Genomic DNA, 10,576 nt, shown 5'->3' with positions numbered 1-10,576 from the left:
TGCCCAAGCCGCGCGCTGCTCGCAAGCGGCGCAGCGGAGCGCGGCCGGCTGCGGCGAAAGCCGCAACCGCGCGGGGCGCATGATCGCCGGCATGGCGCAGCCAACGCGCTGCCCAGCACGACGGTGGCGCAGCAATTGTGTCGGCCGACACCGCGCATAGCGGGATGGTTCGCGGGGGGCAGGCGCTGAAGGTGACGGCTGGTCACGAGATCGCCACGGGGTTGAAGTGTTACCCGGTAACAGTCTCCGCTTCGGTCACGTCTTCGGCAGGGGGAACCGGAACAATGATCGCTCCTCGCGGTTGAAGGCGCAGGACAATCACTGGAGACTGAACAACATGAAGACCCGTATTGCGATTTCGTTGGTTGCCGCCTCGCTGCTGGCTTCGAGCGCAGCCTTTGCCCAGTCGACCACCGAACAGGGTGCCAGGGACGGCGCGCGCGCGGGTGGCGACATCGGCGGCCCGATCGGCGCGATGGTCGGCGGCACCGTCGGTGCGGCCGTCGGCGCTGGCCTCGAGATTCCAAACGCGATCCTGGGCGGCATCCCCCGGAGCGACTCCGTCGTCGTGGAGGAACGCGTCGTGGTCGGTGAGCCGCTGCCCCCAACTGTGGTGCTCCGTCCCGTGCCGAACTACACCGAGTATCGCTATGCCGTGGTAAATGATCGCCGCGTGATCGTCGAGCCGCGCACGCGCCGTGTCGTCAAGATCATCGACTGATCGGCGGCAAGCCCAAGCGTTGAGAAGATGGGCCCTGCGGAGTGTCACTCCGCGGGGCCCTCGCTTGTCGCGGCAGGGCTTGCGCGAAAGCGCGTGAGCAGCCAGTCGGCAGCTGCGGCGAGCGCGAAGCCGAGGCAGGCGGTGGCGGCATCGACTAGAAAATCCTCCAGCCGCGCATGGCGGCCGGGTGCCCAAAATTGCATCAGCTCGAGCACGCCGATCAGGACGACCGCGGCCGCTGCGATCAGCAGGCGCCGGCGCCGATAGGCGAGACCGAAAGCCAGCCCTACCAGGACGAAAGCGAGCGCATGTTCGCCATCCTGACCGAGGTTGGCATGGGGGCGAAGGCCGGGAGGACCGAGCGTTGCAAATGTCACGGCGGCCGCGAGCAACCAGGCAAAATAACGAACCAAACTGGACATCCGGCTCGCTTAGCACAGATTTGCAACAGGCCGGTACGGTCCCGCCATCAGATCGACGTGTAGTTAATGACGAAACCTTAAAGTGGCTCGCGCACGCCGAGGCCCTGCATAAAGCGTTCCCGGATCTGCACGGGGTCGCGGCGGGTAGTGCCCAGGCCAGGCTTGTCGTCGATCCTGACCGCGATCAGGCTGGGGCCCGCAGCCGCCATTGCATCGTCGACCAGCCGCTCGAAATCCTCCTCGTCCGCGGCCCAGGCGCTGTTGGCAAGGCCTGAGCCAAGAGCGATGGCGACGATGTCGGCGACGCCAGCTGCCGGCGTCGGCTGCGCGCCGGTGATCTGGTAGATGCCGTTGTCCATGACGATCATGACGAGGTTCTTCGGCCTCAAGCTCGCGATCGTCGAGAGCGCGCCGAGCTGCATCAGCAGCGAGCCGTCGCCTTCGAGCGCGAAGACGTGGCGCCCCGGCTGTGCCAGGGCCACGCCGAGCGCGATCGGGAAGGCGAGTCCCATGCTGCCCAGCATGTAGAAATTCTGCGGGCGGTGTCCGGCGGCCCAGAGGTCGAAATTGGTGTTGCCGATGCCGCCGATCACCGCTTCCTCGTGCTTCAGCTTCGCGATCAGGCGCGAGGTGATGTCGAACCGGTTCATCGTCTTGGTGTTGCCAGTGTTCATCGCCGGCCTCATTTGTCGAACACCTTGCCGCCCGTCAGCAGCGGGTTGAGGATCAGGGCCACCGGCGCCTGCGTGGTGACGGCCTGCTTGATCGAGCGGTCGGTGATGAATTCGAGCTCGTCGAGCCGGGTAATTGTGTGGTGCTCCAGTGCCAGCGAGTCCAGCACCGGGCGCATGGTGCGGCAGACCAGAGATTGGCCGTAGTTGAACTCACCGAGCGTGCCGCGCTCGGACACGAACATGATCAGCGGGATCTGGTAGGGGACCGCCAGCGAGGCCAGCACATTGGCGAGCGTGGCAAAGCCCGAGGTCTGCATCAGCACGGCGCCGCGCCGTCCGCCCATCCAGGCGCCGGACACGATACCGACGGCCTCTTCCTCGCGCGCCGTGGCAAAAGTCGTGAAGAAGGGATCGGCGTGCAGGTTCTTGATCAGCGGGGTCAGCACCCGGTCCGGGACATAGGGGATGAGGCTGATCTCGTTCCGCTTCAGGGTTTGCAGAACGATGCCGTGCCAGCTGTTGTCGCTGCTCCCCTGTGTCTGCCGTTCCGCAATCGCCATTGCGTGCTCCCTGGGGCCGCGCATGCTTCTTGGTTCGGGCCGCGGCAGCCTGCCGAACTTGACGACGGCAGCGGGATTGTCAACATGTCGGGGCCGGCACCGTGATCTGCGCCAGACGGCCTGCCGTGGCCGGCACCGCCATGGCATAAGCGGCGATAACCAGAACACGGGAGGGGCACGGACGGGCGCGCATCGCGCTGACCCTGGGCTCTCCCTCGACAGAGCCGGAAGGGTCCTGATGTCGGTCAACAACAAGCGCGTCTTCTACGTCAAATACCTGGCCAATCCGATCTACATCGACATTTTGAAGGCGCGGCCCGACGTCCGGCTCGATCGCATCGAGAACGAGAGCCCCGAAGATTTCTACGCGCCGATCCTGAGTGCGGCGCATGTCTATCAGATCGGCGCGGCCCGGGATGAGCTTGCCCCGCATTTCCATGTCGATGCCGCCTTCCTGAAGCGCACGCCGAACCTGCTGCTGGTCTCCAGCAACGGCGCAGGCTTCGACCCGGTCGATGTCGAAGCCTGCACGGACGCCGGCGTCGTGGTCGTCAACCAGTCCGGCGGCAACGCCCATTCGGTCGCCGAGCACGCGCTGGCAATGATGTTGACGCTGTCCAAGCGTATCATCCAGTCGGATCGCCGCCTGCGCCGCGAACGCGACGTCAACCGCAACGAGCTTGTCGGCAACGAGGTCGAGGGCAAAACCGTCGGCATCATCGGCCTCGGCAATGTCGGCCGGCGCATCGCCGCCCTGTGCAAGGGCCTGCTTGGCATGAAGGTGCTGGCCTATGATCCTTACCTCACAGCGGAGGTGATGGCCGAACGGGGCGGGGAGAAGGTCGAGCTCGACGAGCTCCTGCGCCGCGCCGATTTCGTCTCGATCTCCTGCCCCCTCAACAAGGGCAGCCGCAACATGATCAGCACGCGCGAGTTCGCGTTGATGCAACCGCATGCCTATTTCATCACAACGGCGCGCGGCTTCATCCACGACGAGGATGCGCTGCTCCAGGCGCTGCGCGACAAGCGCATCGCAGGGGCCGGTCTCGACGTCTGGTCCAAGGAGCCGCCGCCGCCGGAGCATCCGCTGCTGCAGTTCGACAACGTGCTGGCAAGCCCGCACACGGCAGGCGTTACCATCGAGGCGCGGCAGAACATGGGACGCATTGCGGCCGAACAGGTGCTGGACGTGCTCGATGGCAAGCGTCCGCCGCGCATCATCAACCCCGAGGTCTGGCCGCGCTATGCGGAGCGTTTCAAGCAGGCGTTCGGCGTGATGCCGGGGTAGGGAGTGCAGCCTGATTGGCCTCCCATCGTTGGTTACCGCGACGGAAAGCCAATGCGCCGCATTTTATCGATCGGGTAAGTGAACGCGTATCACTTGTCCTGTACTCGAAAGTCCATGAGCATCTTCTCGATTGCGACATCCGGACTTTCCGCTGCGAGCCTGCGCGTCGACGTTGCCGCGAGCAACATTGCCAATGTCCGTACGACCGGCCCGCTACCAGCCTCGGACCGGTCGGGCACATCGGCCGTGACAGGCGGTTCGAGCATTGCTCCGACGTTTCCCGCGGCCTACGTGCCATTGCGCGTCGACCAGGTCGACCAATCCGGTGGCTCGGCGCCGGGCGGCACCAGCGCGACGGTGTCTACGGTTTCGCCGAGCTACACCGTACAATCAGACCCAGGCGCGGCCTTCGCAAACCAGGATGGCCTGGTCGCAGCGCCGAATGTCGATATCGCCAACGAATTCGCTCAACTGGCGGCCGCAAAGTACAGCTTCGTTGCCAATGCGAAGGTCATTCAGGCCTACGCCGAAACGACAGAGGCGCTCCTCGACATCAAGGCCTGACGGCTGATCTCGGCCTTGTCTTTGCAGCCTCCCGCTTGGCTGCTTCGGGCTAGGCAACTACCCCAGTTTTGCGCCGAGCTGCTGGAACACGGCCTCGCAGGTCATGAGGTCGAGATGACCCCCGCCTGCATTCTTGAAGAAGGTGATGTCGGACGGTGAGACGCGGCCTTGCACCCGGCCGCCGGCGAGATCGTAGAGGTCGCCCAGCACGTCCGCCTCGCGGATCGCGCCGCTCGCGATCGGCTGCAGGATGTCGCCGACGCCGTGGAAGGCGGACTCCCTGCGGTCCACGAACACACGCGACATTCTGGCCGCATCGTCATCGGCCTCACGGGTCTGCGGCGTGTAGCCGCCGACGAGATCCAGATGCGCGCCTGGCCGCAAATTGCGGCCCTTGATCAGCGGCTGATGCGATCTCGTGCAGGTGGTGATGACGTCGGCCTCGCGCGTCGCAGCGTCGAGATCGGTGGTCGCTTCTGCCTTCACGCCGCTTTCCGCTAGCCGCCTGACGAGGTCGGTAGCCCGCTCCGGGCTTCGATTCCAGATCAGCACGCGCTCGAGCGACGGTCTCACCGTCCGATGCCCGCGGATCAGCCATTCGGACATCTCGCCGGCACCGACGCAAAGCAGCGTCTCGGGGGCGGGCGGGGCGAGCAATTTCGTGGCGAGTGCGGAATCGGCGGCCGTGCGCCAATGCGTGATCTCGGTGCCGTCCATCGCCGCCAACGGCTTCCCGTTGGTGCCGTCGAACAGCACGCAGACGGCCTGCACCGCCGGCATCTTGCCTTCGGCCAGATTGCTGGGGAAGCTGGTAAACATCTTGCTCGCCATGTAGCGGCCGGGATCGACGGCGCTGCGGATCACGTATTGACCCTTCTCATCGCCCAGGAATGCGTCCAGCACCTCCATCTTCGGCCGCCGATGCGCCGCTTCCAGCGCCGCAACGAGGATCGGAAACGTCAGAACCTTCGTGACTTCGGTATCGGAGACAAAGTGCAAGGCAAAATCCTCATGGACGACCGGCATTTGCCCATAGACCCGGGCGGCGGGTTCCGCAACGGATCTTCGGTCAGGGCTGCCCGGTGTTGATCCGCGTCAAAATCTCCTTCCCCCGTCCGGCCTAAATGGCATTAAAATGCTGCGATGGCAGCAGGAGGTCCCATGGGTACTTATGTCGTCAGGTTCATGAAGGACGTGCTCGGCGAGTATGGCCGGCAGAGTGAGATCTGCCAGGGCACGCTCGAGATCGACGCCTCCGACGAGAACGAGGCCAAAGAGCGGGCCAAGGCGAAGTTCTGCAAGGACCAGGCATTGCATCACTGGTCCCTGCACGCTGACCGCATCCATGTGAAACCGGCCGACTTTCCGTCCTGAAGCTCACCGGGCAGGCGCTCCGACCGGCGGCGGTGCGGTCGTGCCGGCGCCGAGCGAGCGCTGCACCATCACCGTGTCGGACCAGCGGCCGTGGCGATAGGCGACGCCGCGAAGCAGGCCGGCACGTGTAAAGCCGAATTTTTCGTGCAGCGCCAGCGAGGGCGCGTTGTCGGCGTCGATATAGCCGATCAACTGGCGGAAGCCGGCCGCTGCGCAAGCATCGATCAATTCCTGGAGCAACAGCCGTCCGACTCCGCGGCCGAGATGCGCATGGTGGACGTAGATCGAGTGCTTGGCCGTGTAGCGATACGCCGGGCGTTTACGGAACAGCACGGCATAAGCGTAGCCCACGACCTCCCCGCGGTAGGTGGCGACCAGATGCGGCAGGCGGGTCTGCTTCAGGTTCTTGCGCCGGTCGCGCAGATCGTCCGGCTCGGGCGCACCGGTTCCCTCGACTTCGCGCGGCACACCATTGCGGACGTGATGGCGATAGATCGCGAGCATCGCCTCGACGTCGCTCTCGCGTGACGGCCTGACGACGACGGCTTCGTCGCTCGCGCGCGCAGCTGTTTCGTTCATCGGCACCTACTCGGCGACCACATAAGTGTAGAGCCCGATGCGACCGTTCGGATCAACCTCCTTGTAGACACCCTGGATCTCGACGTCGAAGCCTGGGAAGGTGTTGAAGCAGGTTTCGAACATCTTGAGATAGTCGATCATGGGCTTGGCCCGTTCCGTCAGCCGTTCCCCGGGCACGATGGTGGCGATGCCAGGCGGATAGACGACGAAAGGCGTGGTGGCAATGCGGCCGGCGATCGCCTCGATGGGCAGATAGTCGACATCGTTGCGAACCAGGTAGCGCGCGGCATCGCGGGGCGACATGGCGATCTCGGGCATGTGCTCGGGCATGAACTGCCGCGCCTGCAGCGCGCAGACATCGGCGGCGCGGAAGAAGCGGTGCATGTCGTTGCAGAGATCGCGCAGGCGCACGCCGGCATAGCGCGCCTGCCGCCGCTGGTGGAATTCGGGAATTGCTTCGGCCAGCAGGGCATTGTCGTCATGCAGCCTCTTGAACGCGACGAGGCCCGAAATCAGCGTGCCGGCCTTGCTCGCCTCGACGCCGGGGGTGAGCAGGAAGAGCAGGGAGTTGAGGTCGTTCTTCTCGGGAACGATGCGGTTCTCGCGCAGATATTGCGCGACGATCGGCGCGGGGATGCCGTGCTCGGCATAGGCGCCCGTGGCGCGATCGAATCCGGGGGTGAGCAGTGTCAGCTTGTTCGGGTCGGTCATGGCAAAGCCTTCCGCAAGATCGGGAAAGCCGTGCCAATTGCTGTCCGGAGAGAGCTGCCAGAGCGCCGGATTGGTCGCGAGCTCGTCGGTGGACAAGGTCTCCCAGGCGACGTCGTGGACGGCGCCGGGGCGGCCGACATCGGGAATGGCGACGCGGTCGGGAACGAAGGGCTCGAAGAACCAGCGCCGATCCGGCTTTTGCTCCTTCTCCTCGAACTCCCGGCGCATCGCCCGGATCTTCTTGCGCAGCTCGATGCCGAGCCGGATGGTGTCGTCCCATAGCACTTCGCCGGAGCGGCCCTTCATCATCTGCGCGCCGACGTCGAGCGAGGCGAACAGCGGATAGAAGGGGGACGTCGATGCATGCTGCATAAAGCTCTCGTTGAAGCGGCGGTGCTCGACGCGCCGCTTCTGGCCGCGGATGTGACGGTCCTTGATGTGGATCTGCGAGGCCTGCGAGAAGCTCGCCAGCTGCTTGTGGGTCGACTGCGTCGCGATGATGCCCGGCGCGTCCGCAGGAAGATTGGCAAGACCCATGGCGAAGCGGCCGGCATAGAGCGGATGAAACTTCATGAAGCCGGCCCAGGCCTCGTCGAACAGGATATAGTCGCAGAGGTGGCCGACGCGCTTGATGATCATCTCGGCGCTGTGGATCGAGCCATCATAGGTGCACTGCTCGACCACGGCGACGCGGAACGGACGCTCCTTGCGCCAGGCTTCGCGCTCCTTCACCAGGGGATGGTTGCGGATCGCCTCGCGCAGGATCTTCTCGTCCAGCATGTCCCAGCGCATCGGGCCGATCAGGCCCCAGGCGTTGCGGACGGTCGGGACGTAGACCGGGATGCCGCCATTGATCATCAGCGCGCCGTGATGTGCGGCCTTGTGGTTATTGCGATCGAACAGCACGAGATCGCCGTCGGTGACGAGGGCGCCGAGCGCGACCTTGTTCGACGTCGAGGTGCCGTTGAGCACGAAGTAGGTCTTCTCCGCGCCGAAGATTGCCGCCGCTTCCTTTTGCGCCTTCAGCGCCGGGCCCTCATGGGTGAGGAGGTCGCCGAGGTCGAGCACGGAATTGTCGAGGTCGTCGCGGAACACGGATTCGCCGAGATGCTCGACGAACACGCGCCCGATTGGGCTGCGGTTGTAGAACACGCCGCCGTTGTGGCCGGGACAGGTCCAGAGCTGGTTGCCTTCCTCGGCATAGTCGACCAGCGCGCCGAAGAACGGCGTCTTTAGCGTTTCGGCATATTGCTTGAGACGGCTGATCAGGTTCTTGGCGATGAAGGGCGGCGTCTCTTCGGACAGGAAGACATAGCCATCGATGAAATCGAGTACCTCGACGGGCAGATCCTCGAACCGCTTGCGGCGGATCAACAGGATGATGGGGAAGTCGAGGCCGCGGCGGCGCATCAGATTGATCAGCGACGAGGTCTTGCCTTCGAGGCCCTTCTTGCCCCAGTCCACCACCATGCAGCCGATCGCCGCGTCGGTCTGCACCGCCATCTCGGCATCCTCCAGCTTGCGGGCCCGGACCACCTCGAAGCCGGAACGCTGGATCTCCTCGATGATCTGGTTGAAGCGGACGCCTTCGAGATCGTCGGCGTCGAACATGGGTGCGGCGAACAGGAAGTTGAAGCGCTTGAAATAGTCCATGTCGGGTCCCGGATGTGCAGGAGTTACAAGCTCTCTGCACATTCGATGACAGTGGGATGACAGGGGCCGGGAATGCGGCCCGGTTCGAGTACCTGCGGTTTCAGTCCAGCAGCTTGTCCAGCGTGATCGGAAAGTGGCGGATGCGCTTGCCGGTGGCATGGTAGACGGCGTTTGCGATTGCCGCAGGCACGCCGACAATGCCGATCTCGCCCAGCCCCTTGATGCCCAGCCGGTTGATGCGGTCATCGGGCTCGTCGACGAAAATGACGTCGATGTCGTGGACGTCGGCGTTCACGGGAATGTGGTATTCGGCGATGTTCGCATTCATGATGCGGCCGAAGCGGTGATCCATCACCGTCTCCTCATGCAGCGCCATCCCGATTCCCCAGACCACGCTGCCCATGACCTGGCTGCGGCCGGTCTTGGTGTTCAGGATGCGCCCGGCCGCGACTGCACTCACGACCCGGGTGACGCGGATGACATCCAGCTCTTCGTCGACCTTCACTTCGGCGAAAACCGCGGAATGCGTGTTGCGGGCATGCGATTTATCCTCGGCGAACTGGTTGAGCCTCTCCTTTTCGATCCGCTCGCGCCCGCTGTGGCGCATCACGTCCGCAATCGAGACGGCTGACCCGCTCTTGTCGTTGCCAGCGATCATGCCGTCGGCCAGGGTGACGTTGGCGGCATCGACGTCGGCGAGCGGCGAGCCCGGCATTGCTTTTGCGAGATGCGCGAGCTCCTGGCGGATTTCTTCGGCCGCTCCCAGCACTGCATGCGCGCTGGACGCCGCCATCCAGGAGCCGCCCTCGACGGGGGCCTGCGGCAAGGTCGAATCGGCGAGTCGGACGCTGATGTTTTCGATCGGCAGGCCGAGCGCATCGGCCGCGACCTGCGCCACGATGGTGTAGGTGCCGGTGCCGATATCGGACGCGGCGCAGGAGACTTCGGCATGGCCGTTAGCCGTCAGCACGATGCGGACGGCGACCGGCATCTGCAGCGCCTCCCAAACTCCGGTCGCCATGCCCCAGCCGACGAGTTCCTTGCCGTCACGCGTGGAGCGGGGCGTTGGATTGCGCCGGGCCCAGCCGAAGGCTTCAGCGCCGCGTGCGTAGCATTCGCGCAGCTGCTTGCTGGTGTAGGGCAGGTCTTCGCTCTGGTCGCGATCCGAGTAGCATTTCAGCCGCAGCTCGATCGGATCGAGCTTGAGCGCGACGGCGAGTTCGTCCATCGCGCACTCCAGCGCGCAGACGCCCGTTGCAGCTCCCGGCGCGCGCATGTCGGAGGGCGTTGCAACATCGAGGTCCACCAGCTTGTGGGAATAGTAGGCATTGGGGCTCTTGTAGAGCTGCTCCGCCCAACCGGTATCGTTGCGTGAAAAGTCCTCGTAGCGCGAGGTAACGGCGATGGCTTCGTGAATGATCGCATCGAGGTTGCCGTCCGGCCTCGCCCCGAGCCCGACATGCTCGATGGTCATGGGCCGATAGCCAAGCCCATACATCTGCTGCCGCGTCAGCACGACGCGGACGGAGCGCTCGAGCGCGAGCGCAGCCATCGTTGCCAGCACCACCGGGTGTTGCGGCCGCAGACCGGAACCGAAGGCGCCGCCGACATAGGGCGAAAGCACGCGGATATCCTCCGGCTTCTTCTCGAACACGCCGCAGAGAAATTTGTGCACGTTCTGGACGCCTTGGGTCTTGTCGTAAACCGTGAGCTTGCCGTCGCCCTCCCACACCACTGTCGTCGCGCTGAGCTCCATCGGATTGTGATGTTCGGTCGGAATGAGGTAGTCGGCTTCGTGTCGCAGGGCCGCGGCCGCAAGCGCCGCCTTGGCGTCGCCGCGCGGCTTGTTCGGCTTGTCGATTTCACTGGCGGTGCCGCGCTCGGCGTCAAGGTCGGTCGCGAAGTCGTCCTGCTCGTAGTCGATTCGCACCAGCGTCGCGGCGAATTTCGCGATCTCCCATTCTTCGGCGACCACGAGAGCAATCGGCTGCCCGTTAAACTTGATCTTGTCGTCATGAAGCGGCCGGAAC

General features: G+C 64.7%; 11 protein-coding genes. 4 read left to right on the top strand and 7 right to left on the bottom strand.

Annotated features, from left to right (window positions below; all coding sequences use genetic code 11):
- Positions 1-337: 337 nt before the first annotated feature.
- Positions 338-721 (top strand): DUF1236 domain-containing protein, encoded by a 384-nt coding sequence (locus JHD07_RS16935; RefSeq protein WP_291624230.1) that lies wholly within the window; start codon positions 338-340, stop codon positions 719-721.
- A gap of 44 nt (positions 722-765) precedes the next feature.
- On the opposite strand, the gene JHD07_RS16930 is transcribed toward JHD07_RS16935, so the two are convergent.
- From JHD07_RS16930 to JHD07_RS16920, 3 genes are all read right to left on the bottom strand, one after another.
- Positions 766-1,143, bottom strand: a complete 378-nt coding sequence (locus tag JHD07_RS16930) for a VanZ family protein (protein WP_291624229.1) — start codon at positions 1,141-1,143, stop codon at positions 766-768.
- 77 nt (positions 1,144-1,220) lie between these two features.
- Complete coding sequence (locus tag JHD07_RS16925; protein WP_291624227.1) at positions 1,221-1,817, bottom strand: thiamine pyrophosphate-dependent enzyme; 597 nt, start codon at positions 1,815-1,817, stop codon at positions 1,221-1,223.
- Between the two features lie 8 nt (positions 1,818-1,825).
- Complete coding sequence (locus tag JHD07_RS16920; RefSeq protein WP_291624225.1) at positions 1,826-2,377, bottom strand: thiamine pyrophosphate-binding protein; 552 nt, start codon at positions 2,375-2,377, stop codon at positions 1,826-1,828.
- Positions 2,378-2,615: 238 nt separating this feature from the next.
- Here JHD07_RS16920 and JHD07_RS16915 point away from each other — a divergent pair, with 238 nt between their 5' ends.
- Both JHD07_RS16915 and JHD07_RS16910 read left to right on the top strand, forming a co-directional pair.
- Positions 2,616-3,665: a hydroxyacid dehydrogenase gene (locus JHD07_RS16915; RefSeq protein WP_291624224.1), complete on the top strand. Its 1,050-nt coding sequence runs from the start codon at positions 2,616-2,618 to the stop codon at positions 3,663-3,665.
- Positions 3,666-3,779: 114 nt separating this feature from the next.
- Positions 3,780-4,229: a flagellar basal body protein gene (locus tag JHD07_RS16910; protein WP_291624223.1), complete on the top strand. Its 450-nt coding sequence runs from the start codon at positions 3,780-3,782 to the stop codon at positions 4,227-4,229.
- A gap of 57 nt (positions 4,230-4,286) precedes the next feature.
- Here the strand turns inward: JHD07_RS16910 and JHD07_RS16905 are convergent, their stop codons facing one another.
- On the bottom strand, positions 4,287-5,228 hold the full coding sequence (locus JHD07_RS16905) for a dehydrogenase (RefSeq protein WP_291624222.1): 942 nt from the start codon (positions 5,226-5,228) through the stop codon (positions 4,287-4,289).
- 162 nt (positions 5,229-5,390) lie between these two features.
- Here JHD07_RS16905 and JHD07_RS16900 point away from each other — a divergent pair, with 162 nt between their 5' ends.
- Positions 5,391-5,603 (top strand): hypothetical protein, encoded by a 213-nt coding sequence (locus JHD07_RS16900; RefSeq protein WP_291624220.1) that lies wholly within the window; start codon positions 5,391-5,393, stop codon positions 5,601-5,603.
- Between the two features lie 3 nt (positions 5,604-5,606).
- Here JHD07_RS16900 and JHD07_RS16895 read toward each other — a convergent pair whose 3' ends face one another.
- The 3 genes from JHD07_RS16895 to JHD07_RS16885 all read right to left on the bottom strand — a co-directional run.
- Positions 5,607-6,182, bottom strand: a complete 576-nt coding sequence (locus tag JHD07_RS16895; RefSeq protein WP_291624218.1) for a GNAT family N-acetyltransferase — start codon at positions 6,180-6,182, stop codon at positions 5,607-5,609.
- 6 nt (positions 6,183-6,188) lie between these two features.
- Entirely contained in the window at positions 6,189-8,546 is a 2,358-nt protein-coding gene (locus JHD07_RS16890; RefSeq protein WP_291624216.1) for an Orn/Lys/Arg decarboxylase N-terminal domain-containing protein, read from the bottom strand.
- Positions 8,547-8,646: 100 nt separating this feature from the next.
- Positions 8,647-10,576: xanthine dehydrogenase family protein molybdopterin-binding subunit (locus tag JHD07_RS16885; protein WP_291624214.1), on the bottom strand; the 1,930-nt coding region annotated here is incomplete at its 5' end.

It is taken from the genome of Bradyrhizobium sp., assembly GCF_016462955.1.
In the GTDB taxonomy this organism is placed as follows: Bacteria; Pseudomonadota; Alphaproteobacteria; order Rhizobiales; family Xanthobacteraceae; genus Bradyrhizobium.
Note: the sequence above shows the minus strand (reverse complement) of the source record. Positions and strands in the feature narration are given on the sequence as shown.